Source organism: Campylobacter sp. LR291e (assembly GCF_008633915.1).
Classification (GTDB): domain Bacteria; phylum Campylobacterota; class Campylobacteria; order Campylobacterales; family Campylobacteraceae; genus Campylobacter_D.
On the sequence record NZ_VJNV01000015.1, the window covers coordinates 64,013 to 82,598 of the forward strand.

19 protein-coding genes and 1 pseudogene are annotated in these 18,586 nt (G+C 30.0%); 6 read left to right on the forward strand and 14 right to left on the reverse strand.

The features are described from left to right. Window positions 1–4 precede the first annotated feature (4 nt). Together map and FMM58_RS02665 are read left to right on the forward strand one after the other, a co-directional pair. Window positions 5–763 carry a type I methionyl aminopeptidase gene (gene map, locus FMM58_RS02660; protein WP_150140144.1) on the forward strand — a complete coding sequence of 253 codons (759 nt, stop codon included), beginning with the start codon at window positions 5–7 and terminating at the stop codon, window positions 761–763. Beyond that, complete coding sequence (locus FMM58_RS02665) at window positions 764–1,798, forward strand: ATP-binding protein (RefSeq protein ID WP_150140146.1); 1,035 nt, start codon at window positions 764–766, stop codon at window positions 1,796–1,798. It begins immediately after the preceding gene. On the opposite strand, the gene FMM58_RS02670 is transcribed toward FMM58_RS02665, so the two are convergent. From FMM58_RS02670 to obgE, 10 genes are all read right to left on the reverse strand, one after another. Next, complete coding sequence (locus FMM58_RS02670) at window positions 1,787–3,445, reverse strand: sensor histidine kinase (protein ID WP_150180368.1); 1,659 nt, start codon at window positions 3,443–3,445, stop codon at window positions 1,787–1,789. The genes FMM58_RS02665 and FMM58_RS02670 overlap by 12 nt on opposite strands. After that, a complete protein-coding gene (locus FMM58_RS02675) occupies window positions 3,442–4,104 on the reverse strand; it encodes a response regulator transcription factor (protein ID WP_150140150.1) in 663 nt (220 codons plus the stop codon). Before FMM58_RS02675 ends, FMM58_RS02670 begins: the two co-directional genes overlap by 4 nt. Window positions 4,105–4,135: 31 nt before the next feature. Continuing rightward, window positions 4,136–4,684 (reverse strand): PhoU domain-containing protein, encoded by a 549-nt coding sequence (locus FMM58_RS02680; protein ID WP_150140152.1) that lies wholly within the window; start codon window positions 4,682–4,684, stop codon window positions 4,136–4,138. Continuing rightward, window positions 4,684–5,439, reverse strand: coding sequence for a phosphate ABC transporter ATP-binding protein PstB (gene pstB, locus FMM58_RS02685; RefSeq protein ID WP_150140154.1), 756 nt, complete (start codon window positions 5,437–5,439; stop codon window positions 4,684–4,686). Before pstB ends, FMM58_RS02680 begins: the two co-directional genes overlap by 1 nt. A 2-nt stretch (window positions 5,440–5,441) precedes the next feature. Then, window positions 5,442–6,269, reverse strand: coding sequence for a phosphate ABC transporter permease PstA (gene pstA, locus FMM58_RS02690; RefSeq protein WP_150140156.1), 828 nt, complete (start codon window positions 6,267–6,269; stop codon window positions 5,442–5,444). Then, window positions 6,266–7,111: a phosphate ABC transporter permease subunit PstC gene (gene pstC, locus FMM58_RS02695; protein WP_150140157.1), complete on the reverse strand. Its 846-nt coding sequence runs from the start codon at window positions 7,109–7,111 to the stop codon at window positions 6,266–6,268. The genes pstA and pstC overlap by 4 nt, the downstream gene beginning before the upstream one ends. A gap of 2 nt (window positions 7,112–7,113) precedes the next feature. Beyond that, window positions 7,114–7,980 carry a substrate-binding domain-containing protein gene (locus FMM58_RS02700; RefSeq protein ID WP_150140159.1) on the reverse strand — a complete coding sequence of 289 codons (867 nt, stop codon included), beginning with the start codon at window positions 7,978–7,980 and terminating at the stop codon, window positions 7,114–7,116. 115 nt (window positions 7,981–8,095) lie between these two features. Then, window positions 8,096–8,929 (reverse strand): hypothetical protein, encoded by an 834-nt coding sequence (locus FMM58_RS08640; protein ID WP_190317930.1) that lies wholly within the window; start codon window positions 8,927–8,929, stop codon window positions 8,096–8,098. A 12-nt stretch (window positions 8,930–8,941) separates the two neighbouring features. Next, window positions 8,942–9,226, reverse strand: a complete 285-nt coding sequence (locus FMM58_RS08645) for a hypothetical protein (RefSeq protein WP_190317931.1) — start codon at window positions 9,224–9,226, stop codon at window positions 8,942–8,944. A 295-nt stretch (window positions 9,227–9,521) separates the two neighbouring features. Then, window positions 9,522–10,538 carry a GTPase ObgE gene (gene obgE / locus FMM58_RS02715; protein WP_150140163.1) on the reverse strand — a complete coding sequence of 339 codons (1,017 nt, stop codon included), beginning with the start codon at window positions 10,536–10,538 and terminating at the stop codon, window positions 9,522–9,524. A 73-nt stretch (window positions 10,539–10,611) separates the two neighbouring features. Between obgE and queC the strand changes: the two genes are divergently transcribed. Together queC and FMM58_RS09315 are read left to right on the forward strand one after the other, a co-directional pair. After that, a complete protein-coding gene (gene queC / locus FMM58_RS02720; protein ID WP_150140290.1) occupies window positions 10,612–11,286 on the forward strand; it encodes a 7-cyano-7-deazaguanine synthase QueC in 675 nt (224 codons plus the stop codon). A 97-nt stretch (window positions 11,287–11,383) separates the two neighbouring features. Beyond that, window positions 11,384–11,829 (forward strand): annotated as a pseudogene (locus FMM58_RS09315) (aldo/keto reductase). A gap of 383 nt (window positions 11,830–12,212) precedes the next feature. Here the strand turns inward: FMM58_RS09315 and FMM58_RS02730 are convergent. The 4 genes from FMM58_RS02730 to FMM58_RS02745 form a co-directional block, all read right to left on the reverse strand. Further along, window positions 12,213–12,953: a polysaccharide pyruvyl transferase family protein gene (locus FMM58_RS02730; RefSeq protein WP_150180369.1), complete on the reverse strand. Its 741-nt coding sequence runs from the start codon at window positions 12,951–12,953 to the stop codon at window positions 12,213–12,215. Next, window positions 12,953–13,423: a hypothetical protein gene (locus FMM58_RS02735; protein ID WP_150180370.1), complete on the reverse strand. Its 471-nt coding sequence runs from the start codon at window positions 13,421–13,423 to the stop codon at window positions 12,953–12,955. Before FMM58_RS02735 ends, FMM58_RS02730 begins: the two co-directional genes overlap by 1 nt. A gap of 84 nt (window positions 13,424–13,507) precedes the next feature. Continuing rightward, complete coding sequence (locus tag FMM58_RS02740) at window positions 13,508–14,695, reverse strand: metallophosphoesterase (protein ID WP_150151560.1); 1,188 nt, start codon at window positions 14,693–14,695, stop codon at window positions 13,508–13,510. 38 nt (window positions 14,696–14,733) lie between these two features. Continuing rightward, window positions 14,734–15,537, reverse strand: a complete 804-nt coding sequence (locus FMM58_RS02745) for a TerC family protein (RefSeq protein WP_150140171.1) — start codon at window positions 15,535–15,537, stop codon at window positions 14,734–14,736. A 134-nt stretch (window positions 15,538–15,671) separates the two neighbouring features. On the opposite strand from FMM58_RS02745, the gene topA reads away from it, so the two are divergent. Together topA and FMM58_RS02755 are read left to right on the forward strand one after the other, a co-directional pair. Beyond that, complete coding sequence (topA, locus tag FMM58_RS02750; protein ID WP_150140173.1) at window positions 15,672–17,768, forward strand: type I DNA topoisomerase; 2,097 nt, start codon at window positions 15,672–15,674, stop codon at window positions 17,766–17,768. A 10-nt stretch (window positions 17,769–17,778) separates the two neighbouring features. Next, the gene (locus FMM58_RS02755) at window positions 17,779–18,504 is read left to right on the forward strand and encodes a winged helix-turn-helix domain-containing protein (RefSeq protein WP_150140175.1); all 726 of its coding nucleotides are present in this window, start codon (window positions 17,779–17,781) and stop codon (window positions 18,502–18,504) included. Window positions 18,505–18,586: the final 82 nt, after the last annotated feature.

An 18,586-nucleotide genomic window follows, 5' to 3' on the forward strand; every position in this document is an offset into this window, starting at 1 on the left:
AAAAATGATAGAACTAAGAAAACCAGTTGAGATTGAAAAGATAAGAAAGGCTAATCAAATAGTAGCCCGTACGCTTGATTATTTAGAAAAAGAGATAAAAGTGGGTATGAGTTTAAAGCAAGTTGATAAGATGGCAGAAGAATTTATATTAAGTCAAGGAGCAAAACCTGCATTTAAGGGGCTTTATGGCTTTGAAGGTGCTATTTGCATATCTTTAAATGAAATTTGTATACATGGAATCCCTGATGATAGCATTTTAAAAGATGGAGATATAGTAGGGCTTGATATAGGAAGCGTTATAGATGGATATTATGGCGATGCAGCAAGGACCATTGGTATAGGTGAAATTTCAGAAGAAAATAAAAAATTAATTGCTTGTGCAAAGGATGCCCTTTATTATGGTATAGACTTTATAAAAGAGGGTTTGCGTTTTAAAGAACTTTCTGCTGCATTGGGTGAGTTTATTACTAAAAGGGGTTTTGTGCCACTTCGTGGTTATTGTGGGCATGGCATAGGACATAAGCCTCATTTAGAACCTGAAATTTTAAATTATTTAGAAAAGGGAGTAAATGCTAAGGCTGGACCGAAGATTAAAAATGGTATGGTTTTTTGCATTGAGCCTATGATTTGTCAAAAGGATGGCACTCCAAAGCATTATAGGGGAAAATGGAACGCAGGAAGTGTGGATGGCTTAAATACCGCACACTATGAACACTGCGTAGCTGTTATTAATGGACGGGCTGAAATTTTATCTCAAAGTTAAATGAAAAATCTTGCTTTTTTTTATGAAAATCCACCTAAATTTGATATTTTTAATGAAAGAAAGCAAAATTTAGAATTTAAAAATACTCTAATTAAGGGTCCAAAAAATAGTGGCAAAAAAAGCTTAATGCTAAAATTTGCTACAACTTTTAAAAGCGAAGAAGTACTTTTCTTAGATATGCTTGATTTAAGATTTGAAAAAAATAGCTTGTTTAATTTAGTTAAGTTTTTAGAATTAAACAATAAGATTAAAATAGTTTTTTTGTGTAATTTAAACGAAGAATTTGATTTTTCTAGCCTTAATTTACCCCTTATCATTAGTTCAACTTGTAATGATTTAAGCTTAGCAAATTTTAATGAGTTATATTTAGATTTTTTAGACTTTGAAGAATTTATTAGCATTAATAAAAACTTACCCATAGCAAATTTATTAGGTCTTTACTTACAAAGTGGTCGTTCAAATTTATCTTTTAGTCAAGAACTTTTAAGGCAAAGCTTTAGTCCCTTGCAGCTTGAAATTTTAAAATATTTAGCTAAGAATTTGGGCTTTAAACTTAGTATAAATAAGCTTTTTTTAGAGCTTAAAAGAATATTGAAAACTTCAAAAGACAGCGTCTATAAAGAGGTAAAAGAACTTGAAAATAATTTTATTATAAAAAGTATTTATAATGATGATAAAAGGCTTAAAAAGCTTTATTTTAGGGATTTTGGCTTTAAAAATGCCCTTTGTATTAAAAAGGATTTTACGCATTTGTTTGAAAATCTTATTTTAAATGAACTTTTTAAGCTAGAAACTGAATTTTTTTATAATAAATTTTTTTCTTTTTATTCAAAAGAACTTAAAATAGCCTATATTTCCACTCCCACCCTTGATATTGATTTAATCAAGCTTCGCATTAAAAAAATTTTACCAAAGGCCTTAGAACTTAATATTTTCCATATAATTTTTATTACCCTTTCAAGCGAGGAAATTTTTTATGAAAGAGGTGTTAAATTTGAGATTGCCCCCTTTGATAAATGGGCATTAAGCTTTTAGGTTAAAAATAAGGCTTATATTTGTGCCCTTGTCTAAAACACTTTGTAAAGAAATTCGTACTTTGTGAAGTTTTGCAATGTGACTAACTATGCAAAGTCCTAAACCACTGCCCTCGTTTTGATTATTGCCTCTGTAAAAACGTTTAAAAATATTTTCTTGTTCTTTTAAGGCTATGCCAATTCCTTTGTCCTTAACACTTAAATAAATCAAATTTTTACTTTGCTTTAAAGTGATTTTAACTATATTATTTTCAAAGCTGTATTTAATGGCATTTTCTACTAAATTATAAATCATATCCTCAATCAAAGAAGAAAGCCCATAAATTTCATCTACCTCTTCTAAGTTAAGCACTAATTTTATATTTTTTTCAAGGGCTAGCGAGTGTATATTTGTGCTTACATTTTCTACAATTTGCCTTAAATTTACAGGGGTTTTTTTAAGCTCAATTTTATTTTCATCAAAAAAGGACAAAAGCAAGATGTTATCAATCAAGGTTAGCAAACGCTTTGATTCTGTGAAAATATTTTGAATGAAATTTTTTTCATCTTCTTTTTTTATAAGATTATTTAAAAGCATCTCGCTACTTGCCATGATTACTGATAATGGCGTTTTAAGCTCATGTGTTACATTTGCACTAAAATTTCTTTTATAATCTTCATCATCGTTTGCACCTTTATCAAGCAAGATTAATAAGATATTTTTTAGATTATTTTTTACATAAACTGGCAAGGACAATACAAAAAGTAAACGCCCATTTAGTTCAAATTCAAAGCTGTGAGTAAATTTGCCCTTATCCTTGCAAAGTTTTATTAAATATAATAATTCTTCATTGAAATTTTTAAGCTCTGTTAAAGTGCTTAAATTTAAGGCATTGTTTAAATTTAAATATTTTCTTGCTATAAAATTACTTGAAATTATGTCAAAATTTGAATTTATAAGTAAAAAGCCCTCGCTTATGTTATCAACAATCATATCAAATTCTTTGTTTTTAACCTTTATGGTTTTTAACTGCTTTTTTATCTTGCTTTTTTGTTTTAAAATTCTTTTCATAAAAATATCAAGTTCTGGGTAAGGATTTGTTTTTATAGGATTTGAAAGATTGATTTTTTCAATAGGGGCTATGATTTTTTTACTAAGCATTAAGGCTAAAATTAGGCTAAATATCAAAGAAATAATTAAAAAAATTCCTATAAAGGTGCTTAAATTTAATAAAACAAAGAAGAAACTTGGCTTTTCTTGACTTACCCTTAATATAAGCTTATTTGAATTTATCTTAATAAGCTTACTTGCATAAAGGCTTTCTATGTTTAGAGTCTTTGAAATTCTTTGAGTAAAAACAATCTTTTCATTGTTTAAATTTTTGCTTAGAATTTCAACCTCTTGCCGCCCTAAGTGATTATCCATTATACTAGCTTTATTATCGTATAAAACCTCTCCTTTTAAATTTATAATGCTAAGCCTATAAGGACTTAAAATTTGCATATTATCATTTAAAATTTTTTCAATGTCCTTTGGGGTGATTAAGGTTATTTGTTCTTTTAATTTTGTAAATTTTTGATTATCAACTATGAAAACTATGCCAAAAATGCTTAAAATTTGTATGCTAATAATGCCAAAAAAGATTACATAAAAGATTTTTTTCTTCATTCATCTATGCTAAATTTATAGCCAAGTCCATGTATTGTTTTAATAGCCTTGCCATATTGTTTAAGCTTAAATCTAAGGGTATTAATATGCATATCCACGGTGCGAGTTGAAGATACATTATAGCCCCAAACTAGTTCTAAAAGCTCATCCCTACTAAAAACTCGCCCGTAATTTTTCATTAACAAGCCAAGCAAGTCAAATTCCTTTAAAGTTAAAGTTATATTTTCATCATCAATGCTTACCAAGTGAGTATTTTTTGAGTATTTTAAGCCTTTGTAACTTAATACTTCATCATCGCTAGTTCTTCTTAAAAGTGCCTTAATCCTAGCTATTAATTCTAAGGTGCTAAAGGGCTTACTTAGATAATCATCGCTCCCCATATCAAGCCCTGTGATCTTATCAAGTTCGGTACTTAAAGCACTTAGTAGCATTATAGGTAAATGTTTAGTCTTACTCATGGTCCTTAACTTAGTTAAAATTTGCAAACCACTTTCATTTGGTAGCATAATATCAAGTATAATACATTTTGGTATTTGTTTTTCTAATTCTTTCCAAAATTGTAAGGGAGTAGAAAAGCCCTTTGCTTGTAGATTGCTTGAATTTAAGGCATAAAGTATGAGATTTAAAAGCTTTTCATCATCTTCAAGTACAAAAATCAAAATTTACTCCAAAATTTTTTAAAATTATAGCTTATTTAATATAATCAGCTATTTTTTCAAAATATTTTGACAAAAGTAAAAGTTCAAATAAGTAGCTAACATTTTCTTTATCTGCAAGTAGCATTAATTCCTTTTTTATCTGCTTAAATTGTGAATTTATAGCACTTTCAAGCCTATTAACCTCTTCAAAGTTTTTATTTTCATGGGCTTTAAGCATAGTTAAAAGCATATTTGCCATATCAATAAGCATATTAAAAAAATAAGATTTTGGAGTTTTGTTAATAATCTTAGCACAATTAAAACTTGACTTTGCAATAGCCTTTAACTTCGCTGCTTCTTTCATAATCTTTGTTATAAATTCTAAATCATTAGCGATTGGTTGCTGGGTTATGATAAGTAATTTACAATTTTGAAAAAGTTCTTTTTCAAGCCCTTTAATCTGCTTTAGCTTTATTTTTATGTTAGCTACATCTTTTAAATTAAAATCAAGACTTTCATTTAAAATATTGTCAGTTAATTCTTTCATTTTGTCAAATTTATCTTTTAAATCTTTTAATTCTTTTTCGTATAAATCACGCATTATCCAAACCTTCCTGTAATATAATCAAGAGTTTTTTGTTTTTTAGGAGAAGAAAAGATATCCTTACTAACCCCAAATTCTATCATCTCACCCATTAAAAAAAATGCCGTTTTATCTGAAATTCTCGCAGCTTGTTGCATATTGTGCGTTACTATTATTATAGTGTATTGAGTTTTTAATTCATTGATTAAATCTTCTATTTTTAAGGTAGAAATAGGGTCAAGTGCAGAAGTTGGCTCGTCCATTAAAATAACTTCTGGCTTAACAGCCAAAGCCCTTGCTATACATAATCTTTGTTGTTGTCCCCCACTTAAACCAAGGGCTGATTTGTGCAATCTATCCTTAACCTCGTCAAAAATATGTGCCTTTTGCAGACAAGTTTGAACTATCTTATCAAGCAAGGCCTTTTTCTTAATGCCATGCGTTTTAGGTCCAAAGGCTATATTTTCATAAACACTCATAGGAAAGGGATTAGGTTTTTGAAATACCATTCCTACGCGTTTTCTAAGCAAATTTACATTGTAATTTTTATAAATATCTTCTTGATTAAATAAAATTTGCCCCTCTATCCTACAAGAACTTATCAAATCATTTAGCCTATTAAGGCTTTTTAAAAGCGTGGATTTTCCACACCCACTAGGTCCTATAAAGGCACTTACTTCATTTTTCATTAATTTTAAATTTATATTTTTTAAGGCATGAAAATTTGCATAAAATAAATTTACCTTATTTAGCTCAAAGCTTATATTATCCATAATTATCCTTTTTTAAATGGGTTAAAATGATTGATTACATAATTAGAACAAAAATTTATGCAAATAACCATTATTAAAAGAATGACAGCAGTTGCGTAAGCTTGGTTTATAAATTGACCTTCGCTTAAAAGGGCGTACATGTGAACGCTTAAAGTACGTCCTGAATCTGTTAAAAACGCAGTTTGTGCCACCGTGCCAAAGGTATATAAAAGGGCAGCACTTTCTCCTATTATGCGGCCTATGCTAAGTATTATACCTGCTAAAATTCCACTTAAACTACAAGGTAAAACTACGCAAAAAATGGTTCTTAATTTACTTGCCCCTAAACCAAAGGAAGCTTCTTTATAGGACTCATCAACTGCTTTTATGGCTTCTTGAGTGTTTCTTAAAATTAAAGGTAAAATCATAATACTAAGTGTTAAAGCCCCACTAATAAGACTAAGTCCTAAATTTAAATACAACACAAAGGCTAAATACCCAAATAAACCATAAACTATGCTAGGAATTCCAGCTAGTGTTTCGGTGGCTACTACTATTAAGCGTACAAAAAAGGAATTTGAGTTTGCATATTCTTCTAAGAAAATTGCACCAAAAATAGCTACTGTGGTGCAAATTAACAAGCAAAGTATGATTAGGGTAAAGGTATTAATTATAGCTGAAAACATAGACACATTTTCGCTATTATAATGAAGTTCAAAGAGTCTTAAATTTAAATGTTGCAACCCATTAATTAATATATAAAACACTATTAATAAAAAAACACCAATGCTTACACACATTGATAAACGCACTATAAAATTTAAAAACAAAGAAAGAAAATCTTTTTTCATACTTTTGCCTTTTTTAAGGTGCTAAATAAAAGATTAATTAATAAAATAAAGACAAATAAAACAAAGCTTGACGCAATTAAGGCTTCTTTGTGTAAATCAGTGGCATAGCCTAATTCTAAAACTATATTTGTAGTTAGGGTCCTAACCCCATCTTTTATACTTTGTGGAATAATGGCTTGATTACCAGCTACTACTATAACAGCCATTGCCTCGCCTATAGCACGGCCAAGCCCTAAAATAACACTTGCTAAAACCCCACTTTTTGCAGCCCTTAGCATAATGAAAAAAATAACTCTTTCCTTACTTGCCCCAAGCCCTAAACCTGCTTCAAAAAAGGTATGGCTTACACTTTCTAAGCTAGTTTTTGAAACTAAGATTATAGTTGGTAAAATCATAATAGCAAGTAAAATAGAAGCAGCCAGTAAGCCCTTGCCACTAGTATTTAGTATAGTTGCAAGTATTGGCACTATTAAGATAAGTCCAAAAAAACCATAAACTATACTAGGAATTCCTGCTAATAATTCTACTGATGAATTTAAGAAAAATTTCATCTTACCTCTAGCAAAAAAGGCTAGATAAATGGCTGATAAAATTCCTAAAATGGTACCAAAAAATACAGCAAAGGCTGTTACATACAAACTTCCTATAATCATAGGAAAAATTCCAAAAAATTCTGCACTTGGACGCCAAATTGACCCAAATATAAAATCAAAAAAGCCTATTTTAGCTATGCTTGGAACAGCATTTAGCACTAAGAATAAGCATATTAAACAAAGTGCTACAACGCATAAAAAGGCACTAAATAAAAATAAAAATTGAAAAAATTTTTCCTTAAAATTCATATTTATTTTAACTCACTCCATTTAGTGATTTTGCCTTCAAAAATAGCCTTGATTTGAGCCTTTGAAAGATTGTTGATCTTATTTTTTACATTTACAATTATAGCTATGCCATCAATTGCTAAAATATGAGTATTTAAACCCTTTGCTAACTCGCTTTGACTTAATTCTCTACTTACCATTCCTATATCTGCTATGCCTTGTAGGGTTAAATTTATGCCTGTTGAAGAATCAGATTGTTGAATTTCTATTGTGGCATTTTTATTTTCTTTTAGATAAGCCTCTTTTAGCTTTTCAATAAGAGGACTTATAGAACTTGACCCTGCTATAACGATTTTGCCACTAGGCTTTGTAAGCGTGTATTCTTTACTTTCATAAGGAATATATCCAGCCTTGGTTATAATCTCTTGTGCTTGTAAGGAATTAGTGAAATTTAAAAAATCATTAATTAAAGCATTTTCCTTTATGGTTACTACATTAAAGGGGCGAGCTATGGTGTATTCTTTGTTTTTTATATTAGCCACACTTGGTCTTATATCATCTATTAAAAGGGCTTTAACCGAGTTATTTAGTGTGCCAAGCGATATATAACCAATGGCTGATTCGTTATTTGCAACGCTTGTTATCATAACAGCAGTTGAATTTGTAATCTCTGCTTTTTGGTCAATTTTGTCTATTTTTTTATTATTAATCTTTTCAAAAACTTCAAAAAGTTCTACAAAGGCCCCTCTTGTGCCCGAACCTTCTTCTCTTGAAATAATTTGTATATTTTCACTTTGATGTGCTTTCATCGAAGTTAAACTAATAGCACTTAACGCACTTACAACAAGCACGGCAAATAAAGCAGCTACGATTTTGTCAAAAACTTTCATTTTTTCTCCTTTAAATTTTGAATTAAGTGTAAAAAAAACTTGTAAAATTAAAAACTTAAAAAAGTAAAAAATTTGTAAAATTTAAATATTTAAAAAATGTGTTTTGAAAGAAAATTTAAATGTTTAAATCAGTTTGAAACATAGCCTTATTAAATTGAGTTTGTAAATTGTCTTGGGAATTTTTAGTATATTCTTTACTAGCCTTGTTTTGCTCTATAAGCTTTAAAAGCTCACTTCTACTTATATTTTCATTATTTTCTATTAAGGTTTTAAATTCAGGGAATTCATTAACTAAACTATCTTTTTCATCAACTAAATCAGTATCTAACATGTTATCAATTTTTTCTGTTTCGATTCTATCAGTTTGAGATGCTAAATTTTCTAAGCCTAAACCACTTGCCCCACTAAGATTTCTTGAACCATTGCTATCATAATAATTTCTAATATCTTCTGAATACATTCCATCAAAGGCTTGTGTTATAGTATGGTCGTAGTCAACTACTAAGGTTTGAATTTTCTTTCTTGAATCTTCATCTAAAAGTTCATATAAAGCCTTTGTAGCCCATTCTTCATAGCCCTTTTCATCACTTTGTCCATTTGCTACATATTCTAAACGAGTGATTGTCTCGTCTAGATTTTTATCCATTCTTATGCTTTCATTTATCAAATCATCAAGGCTAAGGCTTTGTTTAGAACTTGAATAATTAAAACTTCCTTGCTTAGTTCTACTATCTAAGTTTCCATTTATACTTATGCTTTCTTTATAAGGGCTTGAAGCTTGATATCCTTGTGTACTTATCGCCTTTTTTAAAGTAACAGCTTCATAAAATCTACTCAAATTTTGATTTTTAGCCACGTCTTTAACAGAATTTTTAAGGCTATAAAATTCTTTATTTTCTATCTTGCCATTATTATCATAATCAGCAATGGCAAAATTTCTATTTTGCATTATATCCTTATATCAACCCTCAACAAAGGCTACTGCACTGCCACTTAAAGCCGTACTTCTGTCTTTTAAGCTTAAAAAATCACTTGTATTAAAATTATCTTTTAAAATTCTTAAACTTTCTTGATTTAAATTTAAAGATACTTCTTCTCCATCGTTTATAAATTTAACCTTTGCACTTGCTTGCCTTGTACTAAATTCACTAGCATCTCTTTGTACTTTTTGGGTATCTTGGGCCTTAAAAACGGCTGTGTTTTTGGTATTATAAAAGGTATCGACTGCAAAGGTTATTAAAGACATTTTTTAATCCACACAAACTGGCTTTCCGTTAACTCTTATGTAAGGTAAGGCTCTGCAACCATATTGTTCATTCCATACGGTCTCAGGTCTACAACTATCCTTTTTAATTAAATTTTGCAAAGAACAAGCTATAGCACCATAAGATGCTGACTTGAAAAGGTAGTAAAAATAAAGCTTAGTAAAATGATTTTTTTCATTTTTAAACTTCTTAAAAAATATATTTTTGTTGCAAGGAAACAAATATTAAATTAAACTGAATTTTTAATCATTTTATAATAAAATAATATTTTTGTTACTATTTTTTACACTCATTTAAAAGCTTAAATTTAAGCTCATTTAAGCCTATTTTTTCAAGACTTGAAAACTCTATAATAAAACTAAAATTTTCATTTTTTAAAAATTCTTTAAGCTCATTGCTTTCTTCTTTAAATTTGTTTTTAAACTCAACTGTCATTTTTTGCATATCACATTTTGAAATAGCTATTCCAAAATTCCTTTGAAAAAGCTCATTTGAGAAATTTTCAATCTCCTTTCTTAGTATTAAAAATTGTTCTTTTAAACTCATATCACGGCCTAAATCTAGCATAAAAAGTAAAAATTTAGTTCTTTGAATATGCCTTAAAAACTCCAATCCTAGTCCTTTTCCCTTACTAGCCCCTTGTATAATGCCCGGTATATCAGCCATTACAAAAGAGTTATAATCGTCAACTACGACCATACCAAGCTTTGGGGTAAGCGTAGTAAATTCATAATCTGCAATCTGAGGTCTCGCATTTGACAAAACAGATATTAAGGTAGACTTACCAGCATTTGGAAAGCCTACTAAGCCAACATCTGCTATAAGTTTTAACTCAAGCCTTACTTCCTTGCTTTCGCCATTTAAGCCAGGTTGTGCATAATCAGGCCTTTGGTTAGTTGAGTTTTTAAAATGCGTGTTTCCAAGCCCGCCTTTTCCACCCTTTAAAAAAATTTCTCTTTGTCCATGTTTTGTTAAATCAAGTAAAATTTCATTACTTTTTGCATCTATTATTTGAGTTCCTTGAGGTACTGAAATTTCCAAGTTTTCACCTCTTTTGCCATTTTTATTACGACCCATTCCAGCAAAACCATTTTGTGCACTAAGTGATTTTTTGCCTTGAAAATTTGCTAAGGTATGATTGTTATTATCACAAATTATTATCACATCCCCACCATTGCCTCCATCTCCTCCATCAGGCCCTCCTAAGGGTACATGTTTTTCCCTTCTAAAACTAACTGCCCCTGCTCCCCCATGACCTGAACTTAATATTAATTTTACGCTATCAATAAACATTTTTTGCCTTAAAATTTTAAAAAAAGTATAGCTAAAATTTACTAGGTCTTTGTTAAAATACGCAAAAAAAAGGATTAAAATGAAAGCACTTTGCATAATAAGCGGGGGCATGGATAGTACAACTTGTGCCTTTTTAGCAAAAGAAAGCGGCTATGAGATTGTAGCCTTGCATTTTGATTATAAACAAAGAACTCAAGAAAAAGAAAGGGCTTGTTTTAAGGCTATTTGCAAGGAATTAGGCGTTAAAAAATCTTATATTATAAATGCAGATTTTATAGCATTTATCGGGGCAAATTCCTTAACAGATACTAGTTTAAACATAGCTAAAAATGCCTTAAATTCACAAGTTATCCCAAATACTTATGTGCCTTTTAGAAATGGAATTTTTCTAAGTATAGCTGCTAGTATTGCTGAAAAAGAAGAATGCGAGGCCATTTTTATAGGTGTTGTGCAAGTTGATAATAGTGGTTATCCTGATTGTTCAAAAAAATTCATTAAAAGGGCTCAAAAATTTATAAACGAGGGCAAGGCTAGTGCTTTAAAAATAAAGATTAAAACGCCCTTAGTTAAATTTAACAAGACTAAAATCGTTAAACTTGCCCTTAAAAAAAATATCCCCTTGCACCTTACTTGGTCTTGTTATGAAAGTAACGAGATAGCTTGTGGGGAGTGTGATAGCTGTTTACTTCGCCTAAAGGGCTTTAAAAAAGCAGGAATTAAGGATAAAATTGCTTATCAAATTTTATAATTTTTTTAAAAAATACTTGACTTATAACTACTTTAATGATTTATAATTTTTCAAAGGAGAAAAAATGCAAACAATCACTTTTAACAATGGCGTTAAAATGCCAATTTTAGGCTTTGGGGTTTATCAAATCCCTAACTTAAAAGAATGTCAACGTTTCGTTGAAGATGCTCTGGAAGTAGGGTATAGGAGTATAGATACAGCATCAATTTATTTAAACGAAGAAGCTGTAGGGCTGCTATAAAGGCAAGTGGAGTTAAACAAGATGAGTTATTTATCACAACTAAACTTTGGATTGAAGATGCAAATGAAAGCAAGGCTTTAAAGGCCTTTGAAACAAGTATGAAAAAGCTAGGGCTTGATTATTTGGATCTTTATTTGATTCATCAACCTTATAATGATATTTATGGGGCCTGGAGAAGTATGATTAAACTACACAAAGAAGGTAAAATTAGAGCAATCGGGGTAAGCAATTTTTATGAAAATAGGATAGTTGATTTTTGTCTAACTAATGAGATAAAACCAGCCATTAATCAAAGCCATTGATCAAATAGAGATAAATCCTTTTCATCAACAACAAAAGGCTCAAAAAACCCTTAGTGAGTATGCCATTTCTACGCAATCTTGGGTCTCATTTGGTGAGGACAGAAACGATATGTTTAACAATGCACTTTTAAAAGGCATAGGGCAAAAATATAATAAATCAGTAGCACAAGTGATTTTTTATACAAAGGAATATTGTAGTTATCCCAAAGACAATTAGAAAAGAAAGAATGGTAGAAAATTTCAGTGTCTTTGACTTTCTTTAAGTAATGATGATATGGCTCAGATTGCTTTGTTAGATACTAAAAAAACCTTTTTATGAATCACCAAGACCTCGAAGTTGTTAAATTTCTCAGCAGTATGAAAAAAATAAGCTTTAGTTTTTACTAAAGCTTAAAATTTGAAATTTCTTTTCTTGTGTTTTTTAATTTTTCTTCATCAACTTTCTCGCCCCAAGTTTGTAAAATGCTTAATTTTAAATTTTCTAACATTAAGACCTTTAAATTTTCTATATCAGGGGTATTGCATTCAAAATTAATATTGCCTTGCTTTAAATCATCTACGCTATAAATTGGTAAAATTCCATTCAATGCACTAAATCTTAAACCTTGTTCGTTAGTAATTTGGATTAATATCACATTTATACCCATAGCCACGCAAGGTGCAGCACAATGTAGGGCAGAACAAATCACAAGTCTAGCTTCGTTTTTATATCTATCAAGCAAATTTTTAGTATTTTCATACATGTATTCCCAGCTACTATCGTTATGATTTACTATTGTTTGATTGATAAATTCGCTATTTTCAAGCAAGTAAGGAGGAAAATATTCTTTTAAATTTTCATTAATGCCAACAAAAAATACCTTTTTATACTCGCCTTTTTCTCTTTTATCAAGGGTTAGGGTAAGACAGCGAGAAAAATACGCATCTAATTTATATCTTTGTAAAAATTTCAAAGTATAAAGGTCTCTACAACCTATGCTTTTATCTTTAAAATAATGTGGAAAGTGATAGAAAAAGTGTTTTAGAAATTTTTGGGCTTCTTCTCTAAAATGAGTACCGACAAAAACAGGTCTTAAATCATTAGTAGGCAAAAAATCAAAATTATACGCAAACCAGCCTTGCATTATGCAAGTACTATAACCCCCCCCCCATTAGTATCTTTAAAAAATGCTATTTTATCTCTATCAAAAAATTCATAGCTAAAATTCGCAAAAAGCTTTGAAAGGGCATTTAAAACAGCTATACTTTGGACAAAATCACCTAGATTATAAAAATTAACATTTGCACTATGATAAGTATAATTAAAAATAACAAAGTGATTTTTATTAATATTTGATTGATTAGTATTGTTAAAACTTTGTTTATAGCGAGTAAGTGCTAAATCTCTCATGATTTTTTCAGCGTTTGCATTTAAATTTGAAGTTATGCTTTTTAGATTGTTAGCATTTTGTGTTTGAACTAAGCTTAATTTAGAATTTACTTCGTTATTTATCTCGTTTAATTTTAAATTAAGAGCTTTAAACTTGTTTTGAATAATGGGTTCAACTGCCTTTTGCACAAAAGAACGCATTTTCTTTTTAAGTATTTTAAACATTGTTTTTCCTTTAAATTTTAATAGGTTTTTATTTTATCAAAAAAAAAAAAAAAAAAAATGAATAAAATTTAAAACTTAAACTAGCTATTTCTTGCGATAAACTTCGTTTTTAATTTCTATGCACTCAAAGCCTTTTTTGCTTAAAACAACCACTCTTAAATGTCCTCCATCATCAACCTTGCCCTCGCATAAATATGCCCTTGATGCTATTTGCATAGGTAATTTTGAACGATTTCTATGTCCAAAAATTTCATAAACATTTTTAGAGGTATTTTCGCAAAATTGCATGGCTATTTCTTCGCTTTGTTCGTAGTTTCCAACCCCATATATAAAATCAGCACTCGGTACAAAAGAAAGCATTTGAGGCTTTTTAGGCAATGTATTTACTCCTCCATGAGAACAAAAAATCTTTTTTTTATCATACTCATATAAAAGGCATTCTTTAAGATAAGGGTAAAATTCCCTAGCATCTCTTGGGGTTAATTTTTCTTTGCGAAAATCTTTTAAGGTGTTTACATTAAATTCGCTTGAACTTACTAATTCTCCATTTGCCCATTTTATAAGGTGTCTTTCGTGATTTCCTTCAAGTAAGCATACATTTTTTTTCTTGCAAAGTTTTAATAAATACTTCATTACCTTGCCATTTTCTATGCCTCTGTCTATGTAGTCGCCTAAAAATATATAATACTCATCATCCTTTATATTTTTTAAGTATGTTCTAAGTACGCTATAACAACCTTGAATGTCGCCTATATGGTGAATTTTTTTATAATGGCTTAAATTTGGCATTTCATATAAGCATTTACTCCACTCACTTGGCTTTAAAACTGCGTATTTTTTAGGTGGTTTTTTAAGCATTTTATCCATATTTTGTAAGATTGAATCAGGGGTAAGTAGTCCTTGTCTTTCTGCGTATATAAGGTTATTTTCTCTACATTCTTGCAAAGAAATATCGCTAAAATCAATAATAAACATTTTATAGCGATAATAAATAGCTAAATCCTTATAGGTTTTAAGCGTTTGAGAATACGCATTTATCACGCAAAAATCGCCTTTTTCCATACGTTTTTGAAGGCAAAAAAGTAAGAATTTATATAATTCATTATCGTTTTTATAATCTAAGCTTTTATAGGCATTGTCAAGCTGTTTTGTCCTATTGCATAAAAAACGCAAATCATTAAAATCTAGGGTAAATTCTTTTAATCCATTTTTTTGTATGAATTCATTTTGTCCGGCGTGGTAATTACCTCTTAAAACTAACAATATCCTCAACTTCTCATCCTATTTTTTTTATTATTGTAGCATAAAATTTATTTTGCATTTTTTTGTGCCATTATATTTAAAATTTGAACGCTTAGGGCAAAAAACATTGCAACATAAATATAAGCCTTGTCAATGTGTAAATCTATGCTTTCACATACTAAAACTACGCCTATTAGCACCAAAAAGGCAAGGGCTAAAATTTTAATACTTGGATACCTATCAACAAAAATAGCAATAGGCTTTGAGGCAAATAACATTACAAGTACGGCTAAGATTACAGCTAGTACCATGATTTCTATATTTTGGGCTATGCCAACTGCAGTAATAACACTATCAAGGGAAAAAACTATGTCTATAATGGCTATTTCAGCTACTACTACCCAAAGTTTTGAACTTATTTTAATGTTTAAATTTTCTTCTTCTTTATGAAGTATGCTTTCTTTTAATTCTTTTATGGATTTTATTATTAAAAAAAGTCCACCAAAAAATAAAACTAAATCTCTGCCCGAAATTTCACCCCAAAAATGAGTACTTTCACTAATAGGACCTATAAAAAAGGCAAAATAAAAAAAGCTAAATAATGCCCCGTTTAAATTTGTTAAATCGCCAAAATAAATGCTAAATAAGGGTTTAGTTAGTTTCATTACCCAAAATAGTGAAAAAAGCAGTAAAATTCTTGTAAGCATTGCAAATAAAAGCCCAAGAATTCGCCCCTTATCCCTTAAATGAACTGGCAATTTACTAACAAGAATGGCTAAAAAAATGATATTGTCTATGCCTAAAATTATTTCTAGGGCACTTAAGGTTATTAAAACTAGCCAAGCATCAGGGCTAGTAATCCATTCTAACATTTCTTTCCTTTGTGATTTAAGTGCGTAATTTTAGCAAAAAATTTATACTAAATTATGCAAATTTTAAATTTTTTAGTTAGAATTTTTGGCTATATATGGTAAAGTTTCAAAATTATTTTTTACAAGGGGACTTGATGAAAAAAGGCTTAATTATCGTAGAATCACCTGCTAAGGCTAAGACAATAGCCAATTTTTTAGGAAAAGATTATGATGTTGTAGCTTCAAAGGGTCATATTAGGGATTTGCCAAAAACAAGCTTTGGTATTAAAATAACTGATGATGCCTTTGTCCCTGAATATAAGATTGTAAGTGATCATAGTGATATTGTAAAAGATTTAAAGAAAAGGGCATTAAATGCTAAGGAAATTTATTTGGCAACTGATGAAGATAGAGAAGGAGAGGCCATTGCTTATCATATAGCAAAGGCTATAGGAAAGGATGAAAATTCCTTACCTAGAATCGTTTTTCACGAAATTACAAAAACTGCAATTGATAATGCCTTAAAAAATCCTAGAAAGTTAAATATAAACTCAGTTAACGCTCAACAAACTAGACGTTTGCTTGATAGAATTGTGGGATATAAATTAAGTCCCTTGCTTGGTCAAAAAATTCAAAGAGGATTAAGTGCCGGGCGTGTTCAAAGTGCAGCCTTAAAGATAATTGTAGATAGAGAAAAAGAGATTAAAGCCTTTGTACCACTTGAATATTTTAGTATTGATATGATTTTTAATAAAGATTTAGACGCTGAATTAGTAGAATTTGATAAGCAAAAAATAGAAAAGCTTAGTTTAACCAATAAAGATAGGGCTAAGCTTATTTTAGAACATTGTAAAAATTCAAAATTTCATATCTTTAACATAGAAAGCAAGGAAAGAAAAATTCAAGCCCCACCTCCTTTTATGACCTCTACCTTGCAACAAAGTGCAAGTAATAGGCTTGGTTTTGCCCCTAAAAAAACAATGGTTATAGCTCAAAAACTTTATGAAGGCGTTAAAACTCATCAAGGCGTTATGGGGGTAATAACCTATATGAGAACGGATAGCTTAAATTTAGCTAAGGAAGCCGTGCAAGGGGCTAGAAATTTTATTAAGGAAACTTTTGGAGACAAATACTTACCAAGCAAGGCTAATATTTATACCACAAAATCAAATTCCGCCCAAGAAGCACACGAGGCTATAAGGGTTACAAATCTTTCTTTTACCCCGAAAATCGCAGAACAATTTTTAGACAAGGATGAGTTAAAACTTTATTCTTTGATTTATAATCGCTTTTTAGCTTGTCAAATGGCACCTGCCCTGTCTCAAACTCAAAATGTTTTTGTTAAAAGTGATAAGGCAGTTTTTAAAATAAGTGGTCGTAAAATTTTATTTGATGGCTATTATAGGGTTTATGGGGATATGGATAAGGATAAAATTTTACCAATCTTAAATATAAATGATGAATTAAACATACAAGATTTGAAGCTTAGCACACACTATACAGAAGCCCCACCAAGATATAGCGAGGCAGGTCTTGTTAAAAAACTTGAAAGCCTAGGTATAGGAAGACCAAGTACGTACGCCCCTACAATTAGCATTTTAACAAATAGAGAATATGTAACAATAGATAAAAAGCAACTTATCCCAAGTGAAATAGCCTTTAATGTGATTGAACTTTTAGAAAAAAATTTTAGCGATATTGTGGGTAGTGAATTTACAGCAAAGCTTGAAAATACGCTTGATGATATAGCAGAAAATAAGGCTGATTGGCAAGAAACATTGAAAGATTTTTATTATCCTTTTATGAGAAAGATTGAAGAAGGTAAAACTAAGATTGCAAGTCAAAAGACCTTTGTAAAGATTGATGAAAGGTGCCCTGAATGCGGGGGCGAACTTGCCATTAGAAAGGGTAGATTTGGCGAATTTATAGCTTGTTTGTCCTTTCCAAAATGTCGTTATTCTAGGAAATTAGATAATAGCAATGAAACAAATTTTAGCAAAAAAGAGGCTAAAAAAATAGGCGTAGCTTGTCCTTTATGTAAGGAAGGCGACATAGTAGAAAGAAGTTCAAAACGTGGGAAATTTTATGGGTGTTCAAGGTATCCAAAATGCAATTTTGTAAGCAATTATAAGCCAAGTGATGAAAAATGCGAAGAATGTGGTAAAAATATGATAATTAAAGAGCTTAAAAAAGGAACTTTCTTAGAATGTTTAACTTGCAAAATCAAAAAGCAAGTTAATACCCTAGAATAAGGGGTTTATTATGGAAAATGAAATTCTAGCCTGTATTAAAGAAATGCTAAATGGCGATGAAAAGCTTGATTGTAACACTGCTTTTAAGCTAGCTAAGAAATTTAACAAGGATGCTAAATTTATAGGGGAAGTGGCTCAAAAAAATGGTATTCGTATTGATAATTGCGAACTTGGGCAATTTGGGCATTTAGATTTTGATAAGGGTAGGCATGAGCTTTTAAAAATTATTGAACCTTATTTGGATGAAAATGGTAAAATAAGCTGTGCTAAGGCTAGAGAGTTTGTAAAAATGAATGTGAATTTAAAGGCCGTGCGTTCACTTTTAAAGACTTATGATATAGGGGTTACTTATTGTGAGCTTGGTTGTTTTAAGGAAAAAAGGAATAAAGAATTGATAGTAAAAACTAAGACTTGGATAGAAAATGGTAACGGGGACGTACTTTTTGGCAAAGGAAAAACTGAACTTTTAGAATTAATTGCACAAACTGGAAGCTTACTTCATGCTGCAAAAATGATGAATCTTAACTATAAAAAGGCTTGGACACATTTGCATAACTTGCAACAAAATAGCCAAGAACAGCTTGTAATCACTAGGCAGGGTCGCTCTCAAGAATCGGGTACTAAGCTTACTGATAGGGCACTAGAACTTATGAAAAATTACTCAATCTTACAAAAAGATATAGAAGAATACGCAAATAAACGTTTTAAGGAATTATTTTTTCAAACGAAGGAATAAATTTTTGTTTTTAAAAAACTAGTTATGCATAAAGCTTATATCCTAACACAAGCTTAGTACTATTTAAGCTTTTACTTTCTAA